We start from the raw sequence: 25710 nt of genomic DNA, 5'->3' as shown, positions 1-25710 counted from the left end.
AGCGCAGCTGGCTCCGCCATTTTTTTATTGCAAGATGGCTTTTTTATATGGTGGGATACCTCCGATGACATTACACGCAATGCTGGCTTGCTTCGCCTGCGCGCTGCCACTGGCCGCCTCCGCCGCTCCCGCCGCGCCGAACTTGGCGCCGGAAGTGGTAGCTTATTATCCTGGCTGGAAATCGGCCGATTTTCCCGTTAACGAGCACAATATTCGCGCCGGTAATGTCAGCCTGATCCAGTACGCGTTCGCCGACATTTGCTGGGATGGCGAACACGGCAACCCCGCGCCCGAGGGCGGCGGCGTGAGCGCCTGCCTCGATGCGCAGGGCCAGCCGTCCCGGCCGGCCAACGGCAGCATCGTGCTGCCGGCACCGCAAGCCGATGCCGACAACTTGCGCAAGCTCAATGCGCTCAAGCAAAGTCATCCACGGCTGCGCGTCCTGCTGTCGGTGGGCGGCTGGATCTGGTCGAACCGCTTTTCGGACGTGGCCGCCACGCCGGCCGCGCGCCAGGCGTTTATCGCTTCCGCGCTGGAGCTGGTGCGCCGGCATGGCCTTGATGGCGTCGATATCGACTGGGAACATCCGGCCACGGGAGGCATTCCCTGTATCGAAGGCAGGGTCTGCCACCGCAGCGGCGACAAGGAAAACTATGTGCGCCTGGCCAGCGAACTGCGCAGCGCGTTCGACCAGGCGGGCAAGCTGGCTGCCGGCCGCCATTACCTGATCACCATCGCCGCCGGTGCGCATGCCAGCCTGACCGACGACAGCGATGCCGCGTCCGGCTGGATGGCCCGCCTCGCGGCGCAGCTGGACTGGATCAACCTGATGACGTATGACTACCGCGGCGTGTGGGATGCCGAGAGTGGCCAGCTGGCGCCTCTGTACGCGGACCCGGCGGATCCGCAGCGCGACAAGGCCCTGTATGCGGACGCTACCGTGACGCGCTTCCTGCGCGCCGGCGTGCCTGCAAGCAAACTTGTCCTGGGCGTGCCTTTCTATGGCTATGGCTGGAAGCAGTGCGCCGCCGGTCCCCGGGGCGATGGCCTGTACCAGCTTTGCCAGGGCGCGGCCAGCGGCAATGCCGGTACGCCGACCTTCACGTACCGGCATCTGCTCGAGCACGGCTACCTGGCCGATGGCAAGGGCGCGCGGGGCTTCCAGCGCCATTGGAATGCGGCGTCGCAAGTACCGTATCTGTACAACCGTGACAGCGGCGTCTTCATCAGCTATGAAGATGCGCAGTCGGTGTCCCATAAAGTACGCTATATCCGCGACAAGGGCTTGCGCGGTGGCATGTTCTGGGAATTGAGCGGCGACGCGCAGCATGCGCTGGGCACGGCCCTGGCACCTGTCCTGCAGGGGGCGCAGCCATGAGCCAACGCTACCTCGCCCTCGACGTCCTGCGCGGCTTGACCGTCGCCCTGATGATCGTCGTCAATACGCCTGGCGACTGGGGCGCCGTGTATGCGCCTTTCCTGCATGCCGAATGGCATGGATTTACCCTCACGGACCTGGTCTTTCCCAGCTTTTTGTTTGTCGTCGGCAATGCGTTGGCGTTTGCGCTGGGCAAGTATGAACACCTGGGACACGGCGCCGTGCTGGCCCGGCTGTGCAAGCGCAGCGCGCTGATCTTCTTGCTCGGCTTTTTGCTGTACTGGTTTCCCTTCTTCAAGATCGACGATGCGGGCCAGTTCGCCTGGTCGCCGTTGTCGCACACGCGTATTCCCGGTGTGCTGCAGCGTATCGCCGTGTGCTATCTGGCCGCCGCCCTGATCCTCCATTACGGGAAGACGCGCGGCGCGCTCGTCTTCAGCGCCTGCGCCTTGCTCGGCTACTGGGCCATCCTGGCCTGTTTTGGCGACTACAGCCTGCACGGCAATGCGCCGGCCAAGCTCGACCTGTTCCTGCTGGGCGACAGCCATTTGTACCACGGCGAAGGCATCGCCTTCGACCCGGAAGGTATCCTCGGCACCTTGCCGTCCATCGTCAATGTGATTGCCGGCTACCTGGCGGGCAGCTTCGTGCGCCAGGCGGCGCCGGCGCAATGGCGTTCCAGCCTGGTTCGGCTGGCCGTGGCCGGCGTCATGTGCGTGGCCGTGGCCCTGTGCTGGAACGAAGTTTTGCCTATCAACAAGAAGCTGTGGACCAGCTCTTATGTGATGCTCGGCATCGGCCTGGACTTGCTGCTGCTGGCGCTGCTGATGTTCATCATTGACGTGCGCAAGATCACGGGCTGGACGTATTTTTTTGAGGTCTTCGGCAAGAACACCCTGTTCATCTACCTGGTGTCGGAAGTGCTGGTGATCATCGCGTTTACCGTGCGCATCGGCGGCGGCAACCTGTACCAGTGGCTGTACCAGCACTGGTTTACGGGCTGGGCGCCGGCGCGCGTGGGCTCGCTGCTGTTTGCCGTCAGCTTCATGCTGCTGTGCTGGCTGATTGCCTACGCCATGGACAAGCGCAAGATCTACATCAAGGTCTAAAATTTTAATTTCAGCCCGTAACGCGTGGCCAGGGCAGTGAAGAACAGCATCAGGGCGGTGACGGCGGCGGCATTCCACAGGCCGGCCGCGCCGCCCGTTGCCCAATACGGCCACCAGAAAGACGGCAGGTGCAGCACGGCCGCTAGCTGCTGCCACAGGTCGGGCACGATGTAGGCGAACAGGGCATTGGTGCCGGCCGGCACGAGCACCACGGCCCAGGCGCGCCAGCGCCACACGTCGATGACGATATAAAACACGAGGAACAAGGCCAGGATGAGAGCGCTGCACACGAGCGTGTAGGATTCCGTCGCCGCGATCTTGTTGATGTGGTGATACGGCCGCAGCAGCAGGCCGGCAGCGAACAGTCCCAGCGCGAACCACGCCATGAAGCGGATGCGCTGCCCATGGCGCAGGGCCGCGCCGCGCAGGAACAGCTGGCCCACCACGGTGCCGGCCAGTACATTGGCGGCCGTCGAACCGAGCACCTGCGGCACGTTGACGAAGGCGTTGACGCCTGCCGGCAGGAAATCGAGGCTGCCCGCCATGCCGCCCATGTACAGCATGAGCAGCAGGGCGAACATGCCCATCAGGGCCGTGCCGCTGCCCCGGCACCCCAGGTACAGCAGGCTGCACAGCAGGTAGGACCAGCCTATCATGCCGAGGATGCCCCACCAGGACGGCTGCAGCCAGGTGCTGGAAAATTCGCTGTTCAGCTCTCCGCGGAACGTCGCCAGCAGGAACAGCATCAGCGCGCCGCCCACGGCCAGCTCCAGCTTGCCCGCGCCCTGGCGCCACAGCAGCATCATGGCCACGTAAAACAGCAGGAAATACAGGGCGTGCGGCAGCGGCGCCGCCTGCGCATCGTAGCGGTAGGCATTCGCCAGCACCACGCCGGCCAGCATCAGGCTGGCGGAGCGCCACAGCAGGCGTCCCAGCAGGGTGGGCGTGACGTGGCCGCAATGGCGCTGCAAGGCCAGCGGTATGGCCATGCCGACCATGAACAGGAAGCCGGGAAAGACCAGGTCGGGCAAGGTGATGCCGTCGGCGCGAGGACCCGCATGCTCGAGCCACCAGGCGATGCCGGGCATGCCGGCCAGATAGTTGACCCAGATCATGACGACGATCACGCAGCCGCGGAACGCGTCCAGGCTGGTCAATCGTTCAGGTGCAGGTGCGGGAGCGGTGGCTGGCGGCATGGGTGTGAATGAAAAAAGGTCGAAAAAAAAGCAGCCCCGGCGTGAGCCGGGAACTGCCTTGCGCATGCTGGCGGGAACGGGAATTACTGTGCCGCTGCTGCCGGTGCCGCCGTTGCCGTGGCAGGACGGTTCAGCCACAGGATCCAGTAGCGTGCCAGGTCGCCCACGCCGTCGCCGCCCTTGACCGTTTCCAGGACCTTGATGGCGTCATCTTTCTTGCCAGCCATGGCGTAGGAATAACCGAGGCGCAGCTTGGCGTCTTCAGGACGCTTCAGGCCGCCCTTGGCGATGCCTTTCTGGATCAGGTCGATACCTTTGTCGAACTGGTCCATCGTCACGAAGGCGTAGCCGAGGTTGATCAAGCCCGTGCCATCCTTGCTCTTCATGGCCGACGCTTCGCCGCTGGCGATGTTCTTCGCATCGTCGGCGGCAGCCTTGTTGGCCTGGTCGCGCAGTTTCTTGTGCTTGGCGGCATTCGCGCCCGTGCCCAGTACGCCTTTGGCAAAGCCCGCGTCCAGCACTTTTTTCGCTTCCGTCGGGAAGGCGTTCTGCAGAGCGATTTCAGCCATGTCGCTGTAATCTTGCGGCGGCATGGTGCCCACGGCCTTGAATTGCAGGCGCAGCACGTCGAGCGCGAAGCGGTCGGAATAGCCGGCCTTGCCTTGCGTGCGGCTCAGCAGATCGCTCCAGTAGTCATCCGACGGGTAGTAGCGCACCAGGTTTTCCATGGCGACCAGGTAGGTGGCCGGGTCCTTGCTTTTCGAACCCGTGTTGGCCAGCAATTGCAATTCTTCGATGGTCGGCGTTTTGCCCGCTTGCTGCTTGGCCGTCAGGTCGGCCATCAGTTCCTGTTTCGCGCGCGCGAAATCATTGCTGAAGTAGTAGGCGCGGATGATGTACGGGCGCATGGTGGTCACGTCGCCTGTTTCCGTTTGGTAACGGGTGAACCACTTGATGGCGTTCGGATAATCCTTGGCGTTGTAGTGGTAGTTGGCCAGCGCCTGGATGAAGTCGCCCTGGGCTTTCTTGTCCAGTTTGCCCGATTCGATGACCGCTTCCAGCGCCGTCATGGCCATCGGTGCATTGTTGGTGGTCGAGGCCAGCGCCACGCGCAGGCGGTTCAGCACGAACGTTTCATACGGCGTCAGGGCGGGAATGGCGGCAGCCTGGTCGATGCGGCTTTGTACGTCGGCGTAGTTTTTCGCATCCATCGATGCCTTCACGGCAACCGGATCGAGCAGCTTGAACACTTCAGGACGTACCGAATCGGCCGGCGCGGCAGCGGCAGCAGCGGCTGGCTTGGCATCCTGCGCGTGCGACAGGGCTGGCAGGACATTGAGGCCGATGGCGGCCAGGAGCAAGCTAAGACGGGCAAGACGGAATTGGGACATGGGTTATCCTTCAATCAATAACAAAAATACGCTCCGGTACTGGTTGCCGCAACAGGGTGCGGCGGCATTTGCCGGGGGCAGGGAATCTAAAAAAACACGTATTCTGCCATCCTGACCGCACAAGTCAAAGGGCGGCAGCATGGTAAACAACGGCTATTGTCACATAAACGGCTGGGCTGGAGCGCCAAACGTGCGCGCCAGGGCTTGCCCTTTGGCATCGAACAGCAGGCAGCGCTGCGGCGGCAGATGCAGGCGCATGGCGTCGCCCGCCTGGCGCAAGCCTTCCTCGGCCGGCAGCTTGACGGCCAGCATCTCGGTCACGCCCCGCATGCTGGCGTAAACGATGGCCACGTCGCCCAGGTATTCGACATGGCTGACGGTGGCGTCGACGACGTTGTTGTTCGCCGTTGCCCCATCCTGCAGGCTGACATGCTCGGCCCGCACGCCCAGGGTCAGCTGGTTGCCCGGCGCCACAGCGTCACCTTGCGCCTCGATGTCGATCACGGCGCCGCCAGGCAGGCGCACTGCCACCGAGCCGGGGCCGCAGGCGACGGCCTCGCAGGCGATGAAGTTCATCTTCGGCGCGCCGAGGAAGCCGGCGACGAACAGGTTGCCGGGATTGTTATACAACTCGTGCGGACTGCCCACCTGCTCGATGCGCCCGCCGTTGAAGACGACGATGCGCTCGCCCAGGGTCATGGCTTCGACCTGGTCGTGCGTGACGTAGATCATGGTCGTCTTCAATTCCTGGTGCAGGCGCGAAATTTCCACGCGCATCTGCACGCGCAGCGAGGCATCGAGGTTCGACAGCGGTTCGTCGAACAGGAAGACCTTGGGCTTGCGCACGATGGCGCGGCCGATGGCCACGCGCTGGCGCTGGCCGCCCGACAGGTCCTTCGGCTTGCGTTTCAACAGTGGCGTGATCTGCAGGATGTCGGCCGCGCGCTCGACGGCGGCGCGCACCTCGGCCTTTTTATGTCCGGCCAGGGAGAGGGCGAAGGCCATGTTCTCGTACACCGTCATGTGCGGATACAGGGCGTAGCTCTGGAACACCATGGCCAGGCCCCGCTCGGCCGGCGCGATATCGTTGGCCAGCTGGCCGCCGATATGCAGCTCGCCGTCCGTGATGTCTTCCAGCCCGGCGATCATGCGCAGCAGGGTCGATTTGCCGCAGCCGGACGGCCCCACGAAGACGACGAATTCACCGTCGCGGATATCGAGGTCGATGCCGTGGATGACGGGGTGCTTGTCGTCGTACAGCTTGACGATATTCTTTAAAGCGATGTGTGCCATGGGTTGTGCGATTCCTAGCTGGCGCTGGCCGGCGCGGACGTGGCGCCGGCGTCAGACGGGTCGGAGGTATCCTTCGGGCCGATGCGCATGAAGCGCGACAGGATCAATACGGGCACGGCCGACACCAGCACCCACAGGAAAAAGGTCTTGTAGCCAAGCGCCGTCTGGATATCGCCGCTGATCATCTTGAACAGCACGAAGCCCAGCTGCATCACGCCGGTGGCGAACGCATAGTGGGCCGTCTGGTACTTGCCGACAGAAACCACCTGCATCATGAACAGGATCAGGCCGACGAAGCCGAAGCCATAGCCGAACATCTCCACGCTGAGCGCGGCCGTGATCAGGGTCAGGTCGGTCGGCATGCTGTGGCTCAGGTAGTAGAAAACCAGGTTCGGCAAGTTCATGGCCAGGATCAGGAAAAACATGGCGCGCTTGAGGCCCAGCCACGACGTGAAGTAGCCGCCGCCTATGCTGCCCAGCAAAAAGGCCACGGTGCCGGCCGTGCCGTACACGGCGCCCACTTCCGTCGTCGACAGGCCCAGGCCGCCAAGCTCGCGCGCTTCGCGCAGGAACAGCGGGCCGATGGTCTGCACTTGCGCCTCGCCCGCGCGGAACAGGATGATGAAGGCGATCATGCCCCAGATGCCGGGTTTTTTCAGGAAGTCCACCAGCACGTCCCACAGGGTGCGGCTGATGCCGGCCACGCTCTTGTCGGCCACGGCCGCGTTGCGCACCTGCGGCAGCGCCCACAGGTGGTAGGCGGCCAGCGACAGCATCATGGCGCCGATGATCAGGAAGATGACCGACCATGCCGGCTGGATGCCGATCTTTTTCTCCAGGTAGCCGGCCAGGATCACCAGGCCGCCCAGCGAGATGAATTTGCCCGCGTTGAAGAAGGCGCCTTGCCAGCCCGCGTAGGCCGCCTGCTGCTTGTCCGACAGGCTGGCGATGTACAGGCCGTCGCAGACGATGTCGTGCGTGGACGATGCCAGCGCGGCGACGAACAGCACGGCGACGCAGGCGGCAAACCACAGCGGCGTCTGCAGGGCCAGCGCGATCAGGCCCAGGCTCAGGCCGCCGAGGAACTGGAACAGCACCACCATGGTCTTCTTGCTCGACGCCAGTTCCAGGAAGGGGCTCCACAGCGACTTGAAGACCCAGGCAAAGCCGATCAGGCCAGTCCAGCGGGCGATCTGGTCGTTCGGCACGCCCATGCTCTTGAACATCAGGCCGGCCACCAGGGCCACGGCGTAGAACGGCAAGCCCTGGGCGAAGTACAAGGTGGGCACCCAGCTGATCGGGCTGCGTACTTTTTTGTTGATGTTGATGTTGGTGCTGATGCGCGTGTCGTGCATGGAGGCTTCCTTATCGAGAGACGTTTTCATTTGACTGCGCCGTCCATGCCGCGCATGAAGAAGCGTTGGGTAAACAGGAAGGCGAGCAGGGTCGGCACGATGGTGATCAATGTGCCGGCCGCGATCACGCGCGTGCTGCTGCCGAAGGTGCCGCGCAAATACAGCACGCCCACCGACAGGGGGAATTCATCGGGCTTGCTCATGACGATGGAAGGCCAGATGTACTCGTTCCACGATTCGACGGCCGTCAGGATGCCGACGGTGGCCAGCCATGGCGTAATCAGGGGCAGCATGATGCGGCTGAAGATGACCCACTCGGACGCGCCATCGACCCTCGCCGCGTCGATCAGGTCTTGCGGCACTTCCTCGAACGCCTGCTTGAGCAGCAAGATGGCCACGGCCGTCACCACGTTGGGCAGGATCACGCCCGTGTAGGTGTCGACCAGGCTCATTTGCGTGATGGTGATGAAGTTGACGAGGAAGTTCACCTCGGACGGCAGCACCAGGGTGGCCAGGATCAGGCCGAACACGAGTTTGCGGCCACGGAATTTCAGGCGCGCCAGCGGATACGCGGCCAGGGAACACAGCAGCAGTTTCCAGAACACGGTAAACACGGCGATCAGCACGGAGTTCTTGAAGAACGACCAGATGGGAATCGCGTTGAACACTTCGATGAAGTTCTCGAACGACGGCGCCTGCGGCCAGAAGGTGGGCGGGAAGGCGAAGATATTGCCTTGCGTGGAAATGGCCGTCACGAGGGTCCACCAGAACGGGAAGACGCAGACGATGGCGATCGCGCACAGCACGGCATAGTGGCCCAGTATGTGCAGGCGCTTTTTCAGGTGGCGGGAACGGGTTGTCATGGTCATTGCCCTGTCAGCGGTGCTTCGGTTTCAGATAGCGCAGGCACAGCAGGGCGATGGCGATGCAAAACAGCGAGACGACGAAGCTGGCCGCCAGCGCGCGCGGCAGCTTCAAGTGCTTGAGGCCCTGGTCATACGCGTAATACAGCGCCGTGAAGGTGGAATTCATCGGGCCGCCCTGGGTCAGCACGTCGACTTCCTGGTACGCCTTCAAGGCCGCCAGCACGGACAGGATGGAGCACAGCATGATGGTCGGGCGCAGCATCGGCACCGTGATCTTCCAGAAGCGCTGCCAGCGGTTGGCGCCGTCGAGCATGGCCGCTTCCTGCATGTCCGACGGAATCGATTGCAGGGCCGCGAGGTACATCACCATGTACCAGCCCAGGCCCCGCCACAGGGTGACGAACATCACGGCAAACAGGGCCAGACTGTCGTTCGACAGCCAGCCCACGGGCGCGTTCACCAGTTTCAACGTCATCATCACGTAATTGAGCGCGCCCTGTTCGTGGAACATGAAGCCCCACATGATGCCGACCACGGACACGGTCGTCACCACGGGCACGTAGAAGGCGGCGCGGAATAAACGGATGCCGGGCAGGCGGTTGTTCACCAGCACGGCCAGCGTGATGGCGCCCACCTGCACGAAGGGCACCATCAGCAAAAACATCAGCGAATTCTTCAGGCCCGAGACGAACATCTCGTTGTTGAAGATGTAGCGGAAGTTGTCGAGGCCGACGAAGCGCGTCTCGCGTATCAGGCTGTAGTCGGTGAAGGCCAGCACGGAGCCGTAGCCGACGGGCCAGAAGGAAAAGGCGGCCAGCAGCAGCAGGGCCGGGGCGAGGAACAGCCAGGCTTGCACGGTATGGCGGTGGGCGAGTTTCATGGTGTCCTCAGTGGCGCGGCAGGGTGGCCAGCTTGCGGTTCCAGATGGCGACGGCCTGGTCCAGCGCCTGCTTCACGTCCTGCTTGCCCGTCACGCCCGCCTCGACGGCCTTCACCAGCGAGCGGCGCAGTTCGTCGTAGTCGTCGATGCCGGCCACGTACAGCGTGCGCGAGTGGCCCATCGACAGGGCGCCGGCGGCCACGGCCTTTTCGGCCGCGCCCGCATTTTTCGGCGTGGACAGAAAAAACGGGTCGGCCGCCGCCTTGACGGTGGTGGGGAAGACGCTGGCCTGGCGCGCGAAGGCCAGCTGGTTTTCGTCGTTCGTCAGGAAGCGCGCGAACTTGCCCACCGAGGGCAGCTGGCGCGCCGGCACGCCTTTCGGGATGGCGAAGTGCACGAGCCAGCCGCCATCGGCGATGCCGGTGGGGCCCAGCGGCGCAGGCGCCACGTCGGTGATGGCGTAGATGTCTTTCGCGTCGCCGCGGATGCGCTGCATGGCCGTGGGCGGCGCCAGCAGCATGCCCAGGCGGCCGCCCTTGTAGGCGTCGATCACGGCGGGGAAATTGTCTTCGGCGAACAGGCTTTCCTTCAGCAGGCCGCCGACCTTGTAGGTGTCGGCCAGTTTCTGCACCAGCGTCACATGCTGCGGCGAATTGAAGACGGCGCGGTTGTCGGTGATGACGGCCAGGCCCTGCTGCATGAACAGGCCGTCGATCTTCGAGAGGGCGGGGGCGATGCCGGCCTTGCCCGTGCGTTGCGCGATCTGGCGCGCGAACGCCAGTTGTTCATCGAGGCTGGCGGGGCCGCGCGTGAGCCCGGCCTGCTTGAAAATGGCGGTATTGAAGGCGATCACCGCGACATTGCTGTACATGGGAAAACCGTAGGTGCGGCCCTTGAAGCGCAAGTCGTCCAGGGCGCTGGGAATGTAGCTGGCGCGCGCAGGCGCGATCAGGCCATCGACTTGTGTGAGCAAGCCGTCGCGCGCAAATTCGTCGGCCCAGGGCACGTTCAGGCTGACCAGGGCGGGCGGCGTGCCGGCCACGATGCGCGTGACCAGCTTGGTCTGGATGACGTCCCACGGGAAGTCGATCCATTCGATTTTGACACCGGGATTCTGCGCCTCATAGCGCGCCACCACCGCATTGAAATACGGCGTGAACTTGGGCTTCATGCTGAAGGTCCAGAATTCGATTTTCTCGGCAGCCCATGCCTGCGGCGCGAGCAGGCCCGCGCAGGCAAACACTGCCAACAGTCTCTTGATCATTATTATTATCCCTGCCAGTGGCCCCGCAAGTGCCGGGGTCGGACCCTCAGGGTCCGACCCCAGTCTTCGCTTTCGGGTTGGGTATTGCTTAGTTTGTTTTTGTTACTTTGCTCAAGTGGCGCGGCGCATCCGGGTCCATGCCGCGCGCGGCCGACAGTTTTGCCGCCATCACATAGAAGGACTGGATGGCGACGATCGGGTCGAGATCGGGCGTGGCCGCCACGGGCAGGGTCAGGTCGCGTTCGGCCACGTCGGCGGGTGCCGCCAGCAGGACCTTGGCGCCGCGGCCGCGCATTTCAGTGGCCAGCTGCAGCAGGCCGGCCTGGGTCGGGCCGCGCGTGGCGAAAATCAGCAGCGGGTAGCCGTCTTCGATCAGGGCCATCGGGCCGTGCTTGATTTCGGCGCCGCTGAAGGCTTCGGCCTGCAGGGCCGAGGTTTCCTTGAATTTCAGGGCCGACTCCAGCGCCACGGGGAAGCTGATGCCGCGTCCGACGACCATGATGTTGCGGGCCGGCGCCAGCACGTCGATGGCGGGCGACCAGTCGACGCGGGTCGCTTCGAGCAGCGCTTCGGGCAGCGCTTCCAGCCCTCCCAGCAGCTCAGGGTCGTTCTGCCACTGGGCCACCATGCGCGCACCGGCGACCAGGCTGGTGATGAAGCTCTTGGTGGCGGCGACGCTCTGTTCCTTGCCGGCGCGCAGGGGCATGGCCCATTCGGCGGCGTGCGCCAGCGGCGAATCGATGTCGTTGACGAGGGCCACGGTGGTGGCGCCGCCATCGCGGAAGTAGCGGATCGGTTCGACCACGTCCGGGCTCTGGCCCGATTGCGAGATCGAGATGGCCAGTGTATCGCGCGTCACCAGCGGCGATTTGTTCAGCGTGACCAGCGACATCGGCAGGGATGCCACGACGCGGCCCAGGCGCGCCATGATCAGGTAGGCGACGTAGTTGCAGGCGTGGTCGGAGCTGCCGCGCGCGATGGTCAGCGCGGTCGAGAACGAGGTGCTCCTCAATTTGCGGCCCAGTTCCGCGTAGCGTTCCGTGTCGCTGGCCAGTTGCAGGGCGACGCATTCGGCGGCGGAAACGGCTTCTTTAAGCATCATTGAGGTCACAGATTTCTCCTTCTATATACACAGCTTTGAGTTTGAGATCGCGATCGAGTACCACCAGATCGGCGTAAGTGCCGGGGGCCAGCCGGCCGCGTTCTTCCAGGCCCAGGTAATCGGCGGCGTTGGTCGACACGCGCTTGGACGCGTCGGCCAGGTCCAGTCCCAGTCCCACCAGGTTGCGCAGCGCCTGGTCCAGGGTCAGGGTGCTGCCCGCCAGCGTGCCGTCGGGCAGGCGCACGCCGCCCATGCATTTCTGCACGGCGTGGCGGCCCAGCATGTATTCGCCGTCCGGCATGCCGGTGGCGGCGGTCGAATCGGTGACGCAGTACAGGCGCGGGATGGCGCGCAGGGCCACCTTGATGGCGCCCGGATGCACGTGCAGCAGGTCGGGGATCAGTTCCGCGTATTCGGCGTGCGCCAGGGCGGCGCCGACCATGCCCGGCTCGCGGTGATGCAAGCCGCTCATGGCGTTGAACAGGTGCGTAAAACCCATGGCGCCGTGTTCCAGCGCGGCCACGCCGTCTTCATAGGAACCCAGCGTGTGGCCGATCTGCACGCGCACGCCGGCGTCGGCCAGGGCGCGCACCAGCTCCAGGTGGCCGGCGATTTCCGGCGCCACGGTGATGACGCGCAGCTTGGCCAGGGTTTGCAGGCGCTCGATTTCCGCCAGCGTGGCGGCGCGCGCGTAGTTCGGCTGCGCCCCGAGCTTGCCGGAATTGATGTACGGGCCTTCCAGGTGGGCGCCCAGCACGCGCGCCGTGTTCGGGCGGCGGTGCCTGGCGGCGATGCCGATGGCCGTCAAGGCCATGTCGATGTCTTCCGGCGGCGCCGTCATGGTGGTCGCCAGCAGGCTGGTGGTGCCGTGGCGCGCATGGATGGCCGCGATGGTGTAGACGGCTTCGCCGCCTTCCATGATGTCCTTGCCGGCGCCGCCGTGCACGTGCAGGTCGATGAAGCCGGGCAGAATATAGTCGTCGCTGTTGCCCGACGGGTGGACGGAATCGCCGGTGATGCTGTCGACTTTTTCGCCGAAGGCGATGGCGCCGTGGATCCAGCCGCCGGGGGTAAGGATATTGCCTTTGATAGTGCTGCTCATCTGCGCGACTCCGCTACGAATTCATAATAATCACTGCGGCAATACGAGTGGGTCAGTTCCACCGCTGCGCCGTTGTCGAGATAACTGACACGGGTGATGTGCAGCATGGCTTCACCCGTCTTGATATTGGCCAGCTTGGCCTGTTCCGCCGTGGCGTTGACGGCGCGGATATGCTGCAGCGCGCGCATCGGGATGGTGCCGCGCGACTCCAGGTAGCCGTACAGCGAATCGGTCACCTGCTGCGGGTCCGGCATGTACAGCGCGGGGATGGTGGTCGTCTCGATCGCCATCACCACTTCGTCGGCCGTGCGCAGGCGGCGCAGGCGCGCCACCGGCATGTGCGGCGACAGTCCCAGCGACAGCAGTTCCAGCGGCGCGGCCGAGCCGATGTCGCGCTGCAGCCAGCGCGAGCCGGCCGTGAAGCCCCGCTGGCGCAATTCTTCCGAAAAGCTCGTCAGGCGCGACAGCGGCTGTTCCAGCTTGGGCGTGATGTAGGTGCCCGAGCCGCGCTTGCGCGTCAGCATGCCCCGGTCGCACAGCATGTCGATGGCCTTGCGCGCCGTCACGCGCGAAATTTCGAGGAGCTCCGACAGCACGCGCTCGGAAGGCAAGGCCTGGTTGGCGCGCCAGTCGCCGCTGGCGATGCCGTCCGACAGCATGTTCGCCAGCTGCATATAGAGCGGCGTGTCGCTGGCGGGATTCGGTTTGAAGGCGGACAGTTTGGCCAGCATGGTCATTGCTCCTGCAAGTGCTTGCGTATCAGGCGCAGACCGCCCGCGGCCGAGTCGCCCTGTGCCGGCACGACCAGTTGCAACAGTTCCGCCGGCAGGTAGCTCGACAAGGGCGCCGCCAGGCCGCCGCACAGTGCCACGGGCAAGGCGCCGGCCGGATCGAGCGCCCTGGCGATGAGGGCGATCTGCTGGCCCGCGTCGGTCAGGATGCTGCGCGCCACGGCATTGCTGGCCGCGTGTTCGAGCACCAGCCGCGCCAGTTGCGCGAAATTGGTCTGGCTGGCGGCGGCCAGCCACACTTGCATGGCGTCGCGCTGGCCGCCGCAGGCGTCGATGACGGCCGTGGCGAAGGCGCTACCGGGCACGCGGCCGTCGACCACTTGCTGCGCATGGTTGATGGCGCGCATGCCGATCCAGGCGCCGCCCGCTTCGTCGCCGGAAGGGAATCCCCAGCCGCCCACTTCATGGCGGCTGCCGTCCGCGTGCAGCACTTCGCCCACGCTGCCTGTGCCGATGGCAACGATGGCGCCCGGCTGGCCCGCATGCGCGCCCAGCAGTGTGGTCAGGGCATCCGATTCGAGTGCGACTGCGGCATAGCCGGGATTGTGTTCGACGAAGCTGGCGGCCCACTGCTTGTTGTGCACGCCGGCCAGGCCCAGGCCGATGGCCATGCGCTGCAAGGAGGGTTGTTCCAGGCCGGCCGTGCGGAAGGCCAGGGTGACGGCATGCGCCACGGAGGTCCACGCCCGTTCGATGCCCAGTCCCAGGCCGGATGGGCCGCTTTGACCCTGTGCCAGTTCCTGGCCGTCGAGGCGCGCCAGGCGTACGCGGGTACCGCTTCCCCCGCCGTCGACGCCGATTATGTATTCGATCATGTTGTGCAGTCCCGCATTTGGTTGAGTGCGCCTGTCTCGGTTCTTTTATTTGTCGGGCGGCGAAAAAGCTGAAGGCACTATATTGTCGCCCCGATGGCTTGTCAACAGGTATTTAAGTGGTATTAACAAATGCGTTGCGCGATGACGCGCCATGCCCGAGGGTGTGATTGCAAGCGATTGTTAATAAAGGAGTTTTTGTGTTTCGTGAATGGTATTGAAATTGGCCTTGTTTAATGCCAATTTTTTCCAACTGGTCTGTTGTTGGCGATGCGGTATTGCTTGCATGCATGCTTGGCAAGGGGCGCCATGAAGAGTAAAGTCCGGCTTTTACACCTGAGTTGGAAGAGCATGATGAACGACAAGGCAGCAAAGAGCGAGTACTGGGACGACTGGCAGCAAGAGGCGCTGGCCGCCGGTGTGTCGGCGCCGCTGGCCGCGCTGGGCATGGAAATGATGCGCACGCACCGCAAGAACCGCTGGCCGAAGGATTTCCTGGGCCGCGAAAGCGATGGCCCGGTCATGATCGAAATGTGCCTGGAAGATGAGGCGGAAACGGAATTGTTCTTTATCGAGAACCTGTATCCCTACGATGCGGCGCTGATCGAAAAGACGCGCCGCCGTCTGTGCCTGCACTGATCGTACGCTGACGTGTGAGTGGAACGGCCGCCTTGCGCGGCCGTTTTCACGTCAGTTACTGAATTTTTCGCTGCTGGTGGTGGCTCTGGCGCGCATGCGCAGGCTCAGCAGCACGATGGTGACCAGCAGCAGCGAATGTGTGCCCGGTTCATGCGAAGCGGGGGCGTGCAGGCTGGCGTCTTGCGACTGGAAACTGGCCAGGCGCGTGGCCAGGGTGGCGGGTGCCACCTGGTAGCTGGCCTTCTGAACCGGCGCCGTGCCCGCCGCATGCGTGCTTCCAGCGGTCCAGAGCGACAGGGCCGCGCCCAGCAAGATCATTGTTCTCATCATATTCTTTATTTCCGCCGAGGGCTGTCAATCGATTACACATGGTCCCGCCGTATGCCGGCCCATGTCCTGTCCCCAGTTTGTATGCTTTCCGGCGTTGCTTATAGTGCACCGGAATGATATCTATTTATAAATTTCGTGTATTAAAACATAATAAAACAAAAATGCAAACGTCTTTTTGCAAATAAGTGCATGCGCTGCCTGTGCTTGCCGGGTGCGGTCTGTCTATTGCATAGGGGAAATGACGTGGCATTTTCATGGGGGAGTGTCATAATGGCCCAGGCATTTCCGCCCAGGCATGGAGTAGATGATGAGCAAGGCACAGGACAGCAAGAAAGAAGCCAAGAAAGAACCGGCCAAGACCATGAAGGAAAAGAAGGAAGCCAAGAAGGTCAAGAAAGAAGAGCGCAAGCGCTGATCATGCGCGTGCGCCGTTCATTGACGCGCCCGTGGCGTGCGCCGGCCCTGCTGGCGGCGTTCGCCCTGCTGGCCGTTGGCCTGCCCGTGTCCGGCGTGCTGGCGCAGCAAAAGCCGGCGCCGTCCACGTTCGGGCAGGTGGTGGGCAATGCCGTGCTGTGCATCGACCAGATCGACAACAAAGCTTTTTATGCGTATTTGCTGACGGCCTTCGGCCCCGCCTACAAGCATGAAGGGGGCGCCTACTGGTTCCGCACGGACGCCACCTTGTGGGGCGCGCCGATTACCGACGTGATCGTCAGCGACGACACCAGTCCCCTCGTCTTCATGGGCGTGGTGGCGGACGCGGCGCCGGAAAAGCTGGAGCCGGCCATCCGCGGCGCCTCGGGCCTGCGCTTCAATAAACTCGACAATTCTGCCTTTCCTGTCCGTGGTTCAATGCCTGGCAGTAAAATCGTCTACTTCCGTAGCAAGGCGAAAGTCTATTGCGCCAAATACAAGCCGTTGCCGCCCGCCCGCACCCGCTGAGGGTCTCGGCTTGCCGCCGCGCATTTTGATCGTTTCATCCGCAGGGTCTCCATGTACACGCATTATTTCCAGCTCAAGCAATCGCCGTTTTCGATCGCGCCCGATCCGCGCTACCTGTTCATGAGCGAACGCCACCGCGAAGCGCTGGCGCATTTGCTGTATGGCGTGGGCAGCGGCGGCGGCTTCGTGCTGCTGACGGGCGAAATCGGCGCCGGCAAGACGACCGTGTGCCGCTGCTTCATGGAGCAGATTCCGGAAAACTGCCAGCTCGCGTATATTTTCAATCCGAAGCTGTCCGTCGAGGAATTGCTGCTGTCGATCTGCGAGGAATTCCGCATCGCCGTGGCGCCCGGCGTGGCCAGCGTGAAAGGCTATGTCGACGCCATCAATGCGCACCTGCTGGCCAGCCATGCGCAGGGCAAGAACAATGTGCTGATCATCGATGAAGCGCAAAACCTGTCCGCCGCCGTGCTGGAGCAGTTGCGTTTGCTGACCAATCTGGAGACGAGCGAGCGCAAGCTGCTGCAGATCATCCTGATCGGCCAGCCGGAATTGCGCGCCATGCTGGCCCGGCCAGAGCTGGAGCAGCTGGCGCAGCGCGTGATCGCCCGTTATCACCTCGGTTCGCTGACGGAGGACGAGACGGCCAGCTATGTCCGCCACCGCCTGGCCGTGGCGGGCAGCACTGCGCAGACGCCGTTCGCGCCCCGTTTGATGGCGCCCATCCATGCCTTGAGCAAGGGGGTGCCGCGCCGCATCAACCTGCTGTGCGACCGCGCGCTGCTGGGCGCTTACGTGGAAAACCAGCCGCAGGTGACGCGCCAGATATTGCGCCGTGCCGCCGAGGAAGTGTTTGCGGAAGAGGGCAAGCCGGCTGCCGGACGGGGCTTGCGCTGGCCGCACGTGGCCGGCGGCGTGCTGGCCGGGGCCGTGGTCACGGCCGCGCTGGCCTGGCATTTCATGCCACGCACGCCTGCCACAGTGGCCGTGGCGAAAGCACCCGTCGCGGTGGCGCCGGCGGTGCCCGCTGCCGCACCTGTTCCCGCGCCCGCGACCGCCAGCGTGCCGGACCGCAACGCCGTGCTGCGCCACCTGGCCAGCCTGTGGGGCGAGCAATTGCCGGCCGGCGACGCCTGCCAGGCGGGCGCCCGCGCCGGCCTGCGCTGCCTGCACAGCCGGGGCGGCATCGCCGAGCTGCGCGTGCTGGACCGTCCCGCCATGCTGGCCTTGCGCGATGCGGGTGGGACGGAACAGCTGGCGTTGTTGACGCGTCTGCAGGATGATACCGCCACCTTGATGCTTGATGGCAAACAGCAAAGCCTGCCGCTGGCCCAGCTCGCGCAGCGCAGCGATGGCAGTTTCACGACCTTCTGGCGCGCTCCGCGCAGCTGGCGCGACGAAGTCCCGCTGGGCGCGCGCGGCGCCGACGTGGATTGGCTGGCGCAGCGGCTGGCGCAACAGCGGGGCTTGCCGGCGCCGGCCGCCAATCTGCCGCTCGATGCCGAGATGCAAAGCCAGCTGCGCGCTTTCCAGCAAAGCCAGAGCCTGCGGGCCGATGGCCTGGCGGGCCCGAAAACATATATACGCCTGATGCAGCTGGGTGACAATGCGGAGCCGCGCCTGAGCAGCGCGGCTCCTGCCGTGGCGGCGCCCGCTGCGACGGCGATGGTGGCGGGGAAATAAAGATGTCCTACATACTTGAAGCACTGAAAAAATCGCAGGCCGAGCGCCAACTGGGCGAGTTGCCCTCGATCCACGCACCGCAAGTGCAGCTGCACGATGCGGCCGCGTCCGGCGCTGGGCGGCGCGCGCCCGTCTGGCTGGCGCTGGGCGGCGTGACGGTGGCCGTGGCCGCCGCCCTGCTGTTCTGGCAGCCCTGGCAGGCAGGCACGGCTGCACCTGCGGCCGCTCCTGCCGTGCTGGCCCAGGCTGTGCCCGCGCCGCTGCCAGCAATCGTCCCGCCGGCAGTCCCTGTACCTGTCCCTGTATCCGCGCCGGCCCCCGTCACGCAAGTCACGCCCGTGCCGCCAGCGGCCACGGCCGCGCCCGTGCACCATGCCAGGCCTGTGGCGGAACCGAAGCAGGAAACGCCAGGCCAGACGCTTCCCGTCGTCCCGGCTCCGGCTCCGGCCGTGCCCCCGCCGGCAGCCGAAGATGCCGTGCCCGGCATGCGCGACCTGCCCGAGCCGATACAGCGGCAAATCCCCCCGGTCGCCATCGGCGGCTATATCTATTCGAAGAATCCGGCGGACCGCCTGTTGCTGATTGACAAGGTCCTGCGCCACGAAGGCGAGGAACTGGCGCCCGGCCTGGTGCTGGAAAAATTGCAGCCGAAAGCGGCCATCTTCAGTTTCAAGGGCTACCGCTACCGCGTGCCGTATTGAGTTGTTGTGCATCAAGGCCGGGGCCCCATAGCTGAACCATACTGGCCTGGCCTGGTCGAACCAGGGTCGCTGCGACCGTGTGCGCGGCCGGGGAGTTCCGATGATTGCTGCCGCAGCTGGTGAGGGTGCTTTTGATGCGCATGGCCTGGGTAACCTGGCGCGCATCGACCATATCGTCGTGCTGATGATGGAAAACCGTTCCTTTGACCACATGCTCGGCTACCTGAGCCTGGAAGGCGGGCGCGCCGATATCGATGGCTTGCAGGCCAGCCATGCCAACGTGCATGCGGGTGTCCGCTATCCCGTGCACCATTTGCGGCGCACGGCCTTTGGCCCGCAGCAAGACCCGTCGCATACGGGCACGTCGGTGGCGCAGCAATTGCAAAATAATAATGGCGGCTTTGTCGACGACTATGCGCAAACGCATCCGGGCGACCCCGACATCGACCTGGTAATGGGCTATTACAATGGGGCCGACTTGCCCATGTACGATTTTCTGGCGCAGCAGTTCTGCGTTTGCGACCGCTGCTACAGCTCCGTTCCTGGCGCCACCTGGCCCAACCGCCTGTATGCGATCAGCGGCAAGGCGGCCGGCAGCCGCGACAGCAAGCGCGTGCCCCTGTACACGAACAAATCCTTCGTGCGCCACCTGGACCGCGCCCAGGTCAGCTGGAAATTTTATTCCGCCTGGAAGCCCTGGAGCCTGGCGCTGACGGACGACCATTACCGTTCGTCCGAGCTGTACGAACCGTTCGGATCGAGCGCGCGCCGCTATGGCTTCATCGGCGATGCGCTGGCGGGCGCCTTGCCCTCGGTCAGCTGGATCGATCCGCATTTCTTTGAAAACGACGACCACCCGCCGGCCGACATCCGCGCCGGCCAGGCGCTGGTGGCGCAGGTCTACCAGGCCCTGTCGCGCGGCCCCGCCTGGGCGCGCACCTTGCTGATCCTCAGTTATGACGAGCACGGCGGCTTTTTCGACCATGTGCCGCCTGGCGCCGCCATCGACGACGACCCTGCGTTTCGCCAGTACGGCGTACGCGTGCCCATGCTGCTGGTGTCGCCGCTGATCGCGCCGGGCAGCGTCAGCCACGAGGTATACGATCACACGTCGATCATCAAAACCATCCTGCAGCGTTTTTGCCGCGCCGCCGATGGCAGCTTGCCCCAGATGGGCGCGCGCGTGGCGGCCGCCAGCGGCCTGGGTGCCGTGCTGACCCTGGCGCAAGGCCGCGTGGCGCCCGCCTTGCCCGCCGCCGTCGTGGCGCAGCGCGCCGCCTGGGAAGCCGATGTGCGGGCGCAGGATTTCGCCCCGCCGCCGCCCGCTTGCCAGCCTGATGGCGAGCTGGCCTCCGCTGTCGCCGTCCCCTTCCAGTCCGATGCCGAGGCGGGCGCGATCGCCGCCCACCGGCAATTGGCGCGCACGGCCAGGAATGCACATGCGCTAAATGGCAAAGCAGCGGGCAAAACAGCGGGCAAAGCTGCGGGTAAAACGGCGGGCGCGGCAGCGCCGAAGTCGTCGGGCCGGCGCCGTCGGCAGGGCGGCAAGCCGGCGCCTCTTGCCGCTGGGAATGGCGAAAAACCTGGAGTCGCGTGACTTGGGTGAAGAGCTGGACGATGCGCCGGGTCTGCGTCGGCGGTCGCGCCCGTGGGGCTGCGTATAATCATTCCTTCTCAATCAAGGAGTGACCATGCACGATGCGATGCCCCCACACCCGGTACTCGGTGTGATCGGCCGTTCCGGCAGCGGCAAGACGACCCTGCTGGAATTTGTGGTGAAGGAACTGGCGGCGCGCGGCTTGCGCGTCAACCTGGTCAAGCACAGCCACCATGACCTGGCGCTGGAACCGCCGCAAAAGGACAGCGCCCGCCTGCGCATGGCGGGGGCGGCGGAGGTGCTGGTGGCGTCGCCGTATCGGTTTGCCATCGTGCATGAGCTGCGCGGGGCTCCCGAGCCGAGCCTGGCGCAGCAATTGGCCCGCATGGGGCCGGCAGACCTGACCCTGGTCGAGGGTTTCAAGACGGACCCCATTCCCAAGCTGGAAGTGTTCCGTCCGGAAGTAGGGCAGGCGCCCCTGTATCCGCATGACCCGCATGTGATCGCCGTCGCCTCCGACAGTCCGGCGCCGGCCGACTTGCGCGAGGGCGTGCAATGGCTGGACTTGAATGCCCGCGAGCACGTGCTGGCCTGGTTGCTGCACAGGCTGGAAAAATAAGCTAAAGGTTTGCCGGCGGCATCCGTTAACAAGAGTAGAACCTCATTGGAGAAACGTATGGACGTCGGAAGCATTGCTCAACTGTCAACCACGATGGCGGAGACAGGCACGCGGCAAGCCGTTGGCTTGACTGTCCTGAAAAAAGCCCAGGATATCCAAAGCTCGACCGCCACCGCCTTGCTGGCAGCGTTGCCGCCGGTACAGTCGGCGCCGAGTCTGCCGGCTCATCTCGGTAACCGCATCAACACGACAGCCTGAGCGCGGTCCCGCGGCGCCAGTCCGGCGCTCGCCATAGATACGCCCACACCACCGTCATCGACGGTGGCGCGTGGGCGTTTTTGTCTGTCGTTTCGCCATCCTTTTCGCCTTCCTCCCGTCTCCGTTCGCCATGACCTGGCCGATTCAGTAGAATGACGTCCATCACCTCGCGTTGTCCATCGTGCAGCCCGGGGCGTGCCCACTTTACTTTGACCCATGCAAGAGGAATCCCCATGAACAAACGTCAAGCTCTCATCGCCGCCGCCCTCGCGGGCCTCTGTGCCGGTACTTCCATCAATGCGGCCGCTCACGATGGCCCCGCCCCAGGCGACAAGGAAAAATGCTATGGCGTGGCCAAGGCCGGGCAGAACGATTGCGCTTCGTCCGACGGCGCGCATTCCTGCGCGGGCCAGGCGGAGGCGGACAACTTGCCCACAGAATGGGCGTATGTTGCCAAGGGGACGTGCGAACAGGCGGGCGGTTCCGTCAAGCCCATCAAGGCCGGCAAGACGGCAAAGCCGGCCACGCAGCCGTAAGCGTCCGCCGCCTGCCCATGCCGCCGCCCATTCAGGCGCTTGCCGGCGTCGGCCTGCGCGCCGCGCACTACCGCGACTTTCTGGCGCGCCGGCCCAAGGTCGGCTGGCTGGAAGTGCACACTGAAAATTATCTGCAGCCGTCGGGCTGGGATAACCATGTGCTGCAGACTCTGCGTCAGGATTACCCCATCAGCCTGCATGGGGTGGGCCTCGGCCTGGGATCCGCGCGCGGCTTTTCCGAGAGTCATTTGCAGCGCGTGCGCGCCGTGGTCGAGCGTATCGAACCTTCCCTCGTGTCGGAACACCTGAGCTGGGGCGCCGTGGCGCAGCAGCAACTCAACGATCTGTTGCCGCTGGCCTTGAATGGCGCCGCCCTCGATTTGCTGTGTGCAAGAGTGGGGAGGGTGCAGGATGTGCTGAAAAGGCCGATCTTGCTGGAGAATGTCTCCACTTGCCTGCGTTTTGCCGACGATGCCATGAGCGAGGCGCAATTCCTGGCGGAACTGGCGCGCCGCAGCGGTTGCGGGCTGCTGCTCGATATCAATAATCTGTATGTGAACCAGTGCAATCACGGCGAAGATGCCTTGGCGGCCATGCAGTCCATCGCGCCGGGCAGCGTGGGCGAACTGCACCTGGGCGGCCATCTGCTGACGCCGCACGCCGTGATCGACCACCATGGCGCCGCCGTGGCCGATCCCGTCTGGGAGCTATATGCGGCCGCCTTGCAGCGCTTTGGCGCCATTCCCACCCTCGTCGAATGGGACACGGATTTGCCGCCGCTCGATATCCTGCTGGGCGAAGCGGACAAGGCGCAAGCCATGCTGGCGCGCCATGCGCCGCAAACGCCATCATGGCAGGCAGCGTCGCCGCCGTCCCCGCCGCTACCCGCGTCGCTTGACGCGCTGGCCGCTGGCCAGCAGGCATTTGCCATAGCCTTGCTCGATACCGGGGCAACATTGCCATCGTTCGCAGGCGAGGCGGTACCGCAGCGTTTCGCGCTGTACCGCGGCAACTTGAGCGCCACCTGGCGCCGTACCCTGGGCCACGCCTATCCCGTCGTGCTGGCGCTGGTGGGCGAGGATTTCTTTGGCGGCCTGGCGCGCGCGTATGGCCGGCAGATGCCATCCGATAGCGCAGATTTGAACCAGTTTGGCGCCCGTTTCGCCGATTTTCTGACGGCTTTCCCGCCTGTGGCCGCATTGCCCTCCCTGCCGGACATGGCGCGCCTGGAATGGGCCTTGCACCTGGCCCATTACGCGGCCGATGCGCAAGCGCTGGCGCCTGAGTCGCTGGCTGCGCTGCATCCCGATCAGCTGGAAGCGCGGCGTTTTACCTTGCATCCCGCTTGCACCTTGCTCGTGTCCGACTGGCAGGTGGCGGCCTTGTGGCAGGCGCATCAGGAGGAAGACGGTTCGGGGATGTTTCCGCAAGATCTGCAGGTGGCGAGCTGGGCGCTGGTCTGCCGGCCGCGCTGGAAAGCGCAGTTGCTGGTGCTCGATGCGGCTGCGCATGCCGCCTTGCAAGCCCTGCAGCAGGGGCAAACGTTCGGCGCCGCGCTCGATGCGGCGTTCGAGCTGGACCCGGCCTTCGACCTGACCGCGCACCTGCGCCAGTGGCTGGCGCATGCGGTCCTGGCAGCGTGACGGTTTATTCGAAGGCGCGCAGCAGTCGCGCTTCGCCCGTCTGATCGCGGTACAGGGCATTCGCGGCCAGGGTGGCATCCATCATGCGCGTGACTTGCTCTTCTTCAAAGCGGGCCAGTTCGGCCGTGGCCGCGACGAGGGCCAGTTGCAGCCTGGCGCGCGCGCTCTGGTACAGGCTACTGGTATATTTGTCTGTGTTACGCAGTAATTCTTCCGCGTTTTCTATTACCTGGCGCAAGTCGCCGATCAGGCGTTCCTGGCTGCGCGTACCTTGTTCGGGATGGTCCATGGCGCTTCCCTTCTGCAATCGATATTTATCTGACAATAACGACGTGTCGCAGCTTGACTTGGGCAGCCGGGCTGGCGGGCATGCTGGCTGGACGCATGGGGCCGCTTTCGCGCCCCATGCCGGGGTCAGACAGGAGCGACGACCGTGATACGGATATCGCCCACGCTGACGACCTGGCCGGCGCGGATCTTGGCGGTCTTGCGCAATTCCTTCTTGCCATCGACCTTTACCACGCCGCTATCGACCATGACCTTGCCTGCGCCACCGCTGTCGCACAAGCCGACCAGCTTGAGCAGCTGGTTCAGCTCGACGAACTCGGATGTTAAATCAAAGCTTACTTTTTGCATTGTATCCCTTATTGCAATGATGTGTTTTCAACACTTGATGACGACCTCAACTAATCCATAGTTTACCTGAAGCCGCCAGCAATGCAGGGTGTAAGTCAGCTTTTGTTGGGCCGCGTCATCTCCAGCGGCACGATCCATGCGCCGAATTGCTCTTCCGTCACAAAGCCCAGGGCCAGCGCCGCTTCCTTCAAGGTCGTGCCTTCGTGCTGGGCCTGCTTGGCGATTTGCGCCGCCTTGTCATAGCCGATGTGCGGCGCCAGCGCCGTGACCAGCATCAAGGAGCGTTCCATCAGTTCGGCGATGCGTGCGCGGTTCGGCGCGATGCCGTGGGCGCAATGCTCGTCGAAGCTGCGCATGCCGTCGCCGAGCAGGCGCGCGCTTTGCAGGAAGTTGTGTGCAATCAAGGGCTTGAAGACGTTCAACTCGAAATTGCCCGAGGCGCCGCCCACCGTGATGGCCACATCGTTGCCGAAGACCTGGCAGCACAGCATGGTCAGCGCTTCGCACTGGGTGGGATTGACCTTGCCCGGCATGATGGAGCTGCCCGGCTCGTTTTCGGGGATCGTGATTTCGCCGAGGCCGGAGCGGGGGCCGGACGCCATCCAGCGCACGTCGTTGGCGATTTTCATCAAGGCCGTGGCCAGGGTTTTGAAAGCGCCATGGGCGGCGACCAAGGCATCGTGGGCGGCCAGGGCGGCAAACTTGTTGCTGGCCGTTTCGAACGGCTGGCCCGTCAGGCGCGCCAGTTCGGCGGCGATGCGGCCGGCAAATTCCTCGTGGGCATTCAATCCCGTGCCCACGGCCGTGCCGCCGGCGGCCAGCTGCAGCAGCGGCGGCAACGCTGCCGTAATGATGTGCTCGGCAAAGTCCAGCTGCGCCACGTAGCCGGAAAATTCCTGGCCCAGGGTCAGCGGCGTCGCGTCCTGCAAATGCGTGCGGCCGATCTTGACGATGTCGGCAAACTCCGTGGCTTTCGCGTCCAGGGTGGCGCGCAGCTGGCGCAGCGGCGGCAAGACCGTGTTGGCGACGGCCAGCGCGGCCGCCACATGGATGGCGGTGGGGAAAATGTCGTTCGAGGACTGGCCCAGGTTGACGTCGTCGTTCGGGTGCAGCAGGCGCTCGGCGCCGCGCAAGCCGCCGATCAGCTCGGAGCCGCGGTTGGCCAGCACCTCGTTCATGTTCATATTGCTTTGCGTGCCGGACCCCGTTTGCCAGACGGCCAGCGGGAATTCTGCGTCATGCTTGCCGGCCAACACTTCGTCGGCCGCCTGCGTGATGGCGATGGCTTTCTTGCCATCCAGTAATCCCAGGTCCAGGTTGACGTGGGCGGCCGCGCGCTTGACGGTGGCCAGGGCGGCGATCAGTTCGGGCGGCATCTTTTCCGTGGAGATATGGAAATGCTCGAGCGAGCGCTGCGTTTGCGCTCCCCACAGCCGGTCGGCGGGTACGTCGATCGGGCCGAAACTGTCGCGTTCGATTCTGCTACTCATGGCATCCCTTTCATCGATGGAGGTGGATCGAGTGTACTCCAGACGTCAAAAAGGCACAGGATGATGCTGTATTGCATCATTTTTGCCCTGGCCCATC

The 25710-nt window shown here is 64.4% G+C and carries 26 protein-coding genes; 11 read left to right on the top strand and 15 right to left on the bottom strand.

Going from position 1 to position 25710, the window contains the following annotated elements:
- The first annotated feature begins 64 nt into the window (after positions 1–64).
- Together JAB8_RS25820 and JAB8_RS25815 are read left to right on the top strand one after the other, a co-directional pair.
- Positions 65–1378 (top strand): glycoside hydrolase family 18 protein, encoded by a 1314-nt coding sequence (locus tag JAB8_RS25820; RefSeq protein ID WP_070292168.1) that lies wholly within the window; start codon positions 65–67, stop codon positions 1376–1378.
- Entirely contained in the window at positions 1375–2487 is a 1113-nt protein-coding gene (locus tag JAB8_RS25815) for a heparan-alpha-glucosaminide N-acetyltransferase domain-containing protein (protein WP_070292166.1), read from the top strand. The genes JAB8_RS25820 and JAB8_RS25815 overlap by 4 nt, the downstream gene beginning before the upstream one ends.
- On the opposite strand, the gene JAB8_RS25810 is transcribed toward JAB8_RS25815, so the two are convergent.
- The 11 genes from JAB8_RS25810 to JAB8_RS25760 form a co-directional block, all read right to left on the bottom strand.
- On the bottom strand, positions 2484–3683 hold the full coding sequence (locus JAB8_RS25810) for a DUF5009 domain-containing protein (protein WP_175445256.1): 1200 nt from the start codon (positions 3681–3683) through the stop codon (positions 2484–2486). The genes JAB8_RS25815 and JAB8_RS25810 overlap by 4 nt on opposite strands.
- A gap of 83 nt (positions 3684–3766) precedes the next feature.
- Positions 3767–5074, bottom strand: coding sequence for a hypothetical protein (locus tag JAB8_RS25805; RefSeq protein WP_070292162.1), 1308 nt, complete (start codon positions 5072–5074; stop codon positions 3767–3769).
- A gap of 159 nt (positions 5075–5233) precedes the next feature.
- The gene (gene ugpC, locus JAB8_RS25800; RefSeq protein ID WP_070292160.1) at positions 5234–6367 is read right to left on the bottom strand and encodes a sn-glycerol-3-phosphate ABC transporter ATP-binding protein UgpC; all 1134 of its coding nucleotides are present in this window, start codon (positions 6365–6367) and stop codon (positions 5234–5236) included.
- A 14-nt stretch (positions 6368–6381) separates the two neighbouring features.
- A complete protein-coding gene (locus tag JAB8_RS25795; protein WP_070292158.1) occupies positions 6382–7722 on the bottom strand; it encodes an MFS transporter in 1341 nt (446 codons plus the stop codon).
- Positions 7723–7748: 26 nt separating this feature from the next.
- Complete coding sequence (locus tag JAB8_RS25790; RefSeq protein WP_070292204.1) at positions 7749–8585, bottom strand: carbohydrate ABC transporter permease; 837 nt, start codon at positions 8583–8585, stop codon at positions 7749–7751.
- A gap of 13 nt (positions 8586–8598) precedes the next feature.
- Positions 8599–9468: a sugar ABC transporter permease gene (locus JAB8_RS25785; RefSeq protein WP_070292156.1), complete on the bottom strand. Its 870-nt coding sequence runs from the start codon at positions 9466–9468 to the stop codon at positions 8599–8601.
- A gap of 7 nt (positions 9469–9475) precedes the next feature.
- Entirely contained in the window at positions 9476–10732 is a 1257-nt protein-coding gene (locus tag JAB8_RS25780; RefSeq protein ID WP_070292154.1) for an extracellular solute-binding protein, read from the bottom strand.
- A gap of 88 nt (positions 10733–10820) precedes the next feature.
- Positions 10821–11834 (bottom strand): SIS domain-containing protein, encoded by a 1014-nt coding sequence (locus JAB8_RS25775; RefSeq protein ID WP_070221837.1) that lies wholly within the window; start codon positions 11832–11834, stop codon positions 10821–10823.
- On the bottom strand, positions 11824–12936 hold the full coding sequence (nagA, locus tag JAB8_RS25770) for an N-acetylglucosamine-6-phosphate deacetylase (protein ID WP_070221836.1): 1113 nt from the start codon (positions 12934–12936) through the stop codon (positions 11824–11826). The genes JAB8_RS25775 and nagA overlap by 11 nt, the downstream gene beginning before the upstream one ends.
- The gene (locus JAB8_RS25765) at positions 12933–13667 is read right to left on the bottom strand and encodes a GntR family transcriptional regulator (RefSeq protein WP_070221876.1); all 735 of its coding nucleotides are present in this window, start codon (positions 13665–13667) and stop codon (positions 12933–12935) included. Before JAB8_RS25765 ends, nagA begins: the two co-directional genes overlap by 4 nt.
- 2 nt (positions 13668–13669) lie before the next feature.
- Positions 13670–14542 (bottom strand): BadF/BadG/BcrA/BcrD ATPase family protein, encoded by an 873-nt coding sequence (locus JAB8_RS25760; protein WP_070292152.1) that lies wholly within the window; start codon positions 14540–14542, stop codon positions 13670–13672.
- Positions 14543–14890: 348 nt separating this feature from the next.
- On the opposite strand from JAB8_RS25760, the gene JAB8_RS25755 reads away from it, so the two are divergent.
- Complete coding sequence (locus JAB8_RS25755) at positions 14891–15178, top strand: hypothetical protein (RefSeq protein WP_034759823.1); 288 nt, start codon at positions 14891–14893, stop codon at positions 15176–15178.
- Between the two features lie 51 nt (positions 15179–15229).
- Here JAB8_RS25755 and JAB8_RS25750 read toward each other — a convergent pair whose 3' ends face one another.
- On the bottom strand, positions 15230–15508 hold the full coding sequence (locus JAB8_RS25750; RefSeq protein ID WP_139143189.1) for a hypothetical protein: 279 nt from the start codon (positions 15506–15508) through the stop codon (positions 15230–15232).
- A 417-nt stretch (positions 15509–15925) separates the two neighbouring features.
- Here JAB8_RS25750 and JAB8_RS25745 point away from each other — a divergent pair, with 417 nt between their 5' ends.
- The 8 genes from JAB8_RS25745 to JAB8_RS25710 all read left to right on the top strand — a co-directional run bounded on the left by JAB8_RS25745 (position 15926) and on the right by JAB8_RS25710 (position 23487).
- Positions 15926–16450, top strand: coding sequence for a hypothetical protein (locus JAB8_RS25745; protein WP_070292148.1), 525 nt, complete (start codon positions 15926–15928; stop codon positions 16448–16450).
- 51 nt (positions 16451–16501) lie between these two features.
- The gene (locus tag JAB8_RS25740) at positions 16502–18133 is read left to right on the top strand and encodes an ExeA family protein (protein ID WP_070292146.1); all 1632 of its coding nucleotides are present in this window, start codon (positions 16502–16504) and stop codon (positions 18131–18133) included.
- A gap of 2 nt (positions 18134–18135) precedes the next feature.
- Positions 18136–18834 carry a general secretion pathway protein GspB gene (locus tag JAB8_RS25735; protein ID WP_070292144.1) on the top strand — a complete coding sequence of 233 codons (699 nt, stop codon included), beginning with the start codon at positions 18136–18138 and terminating at the stop codon, positions 18832–18834.
- A 100-nt stretch (positions 18835–18934) separates the two neighbouring features.
- Entirely contained in the window at positions 18935–20431 is a 1497-nt protein-coding gene (locus JAB8_RS25730) for an alkaline phosphatase family protein (protein ID WP_070292142.1), read from the top strand.
- A gap of 94 nt (positions 20432–20525) precedes the next feature.
- Complete coding sequence (gene mobB, locus JAB8_RS25725) at positions 20526–21050, top strand: molybdopterin-guanine dinucleotide biosynthesis protein B (RefSeq protein ID WP_070292141.1); 525 nt, start codon at positions 20526–20528, stop codon at positions 21048–21050.
- Between the two features lie 57 nt (positions 21051–21107).
- A complete protein-coding gene (locus JAB8_RS25720; protein ID WP_034781856.1) occupies positions 21108–21308 on the top strand; it encodes a YjfB family protein in 201 nt (66 codons plus the stop codon).
- 233 nt (positions 21309–21541) lie between these two features.
- Positions 21542–21844 carry a DUF2282 domain-containing protein gene (locus tag JAB8_RS25715; protein WP_070292140.1) on the top strand — a complete coding sequence of 101 codons (303 nt, stop codon included), beginning with the start codon at positions 21542–21544 and terminating at the stop codon, positions 21842–21844.
- Positions 21845–21861: 17 nt separating this feature from the next.
- Positions 21862–23487, top strand: a complete 1626-nt coding sequence (locus JAB8_RS25710; protein ID WP_070292139.1) for a DUF692 family multinuclear iron-containing protein — start codon at positions 21862–21864, stop codon at positions 23485–23487.
- A 4-nt stretch (positions 23488–23491) separates the two neighbouring features.
- On the opposite strand, the gene JAB8_RS25705 is transcribed toward JAB8_RS25710, so the two are convergent.
- From JAB8_RS25705 to fumC, 3 genes are all read right to left on the bottom strand, one after another.
- Positions 23492–23776 (bottom strand): hypothetical protein, encoded by a 285-nt coding sequence (locus tag JAB8_RS25705; protein WP_070221826.1) that lies wholly within the window; start codon positions 23774–23776, stop codon positions 23492–23494.
- A gap of 125 nt (positions 23777–23901) precedes the next feature.
- Positions 23902–24123, bottom strand: a complete 222-nt coding sequence (locus JAB8_RS25700; RefSeq protein WP_035825476.1) for an RNA-binding S4 domain-containing protein — start codon at positions 24121–24123, stop codon at positions 23902–23904.
- A gap of 95 nt (positions 24124–24218) precedes the next feature.
- A complete protein-coding gene (gene fumC, locus JAB8_RS25695; RefSeq protein ID WP_070292137.1) occupies positions 24219–25613 on the bottom strand; it encodes a class II fumarate hydratase in 1395 nt (464 codons plus the stop codon).
- Between the last annotated feature and the right edge of the window lie 97 nt (positions 25614–25710).

Origin of the sequence: Janthinobacterium sp. HH106, from assembly GCF_001758725.1 — a bacterium.
Taxonomy (GTDB): Bacteria; Pseudomonadota; Gammaproteobacteria; order Burkholderiales; family Burkholderiaceae_D; genus Janthinobacterium.
The sequence above is the reverse complement of the archived record's forward strand: the minus strand, read 5'-3'. Positions and strand labels throughout refer to the sequence as shown.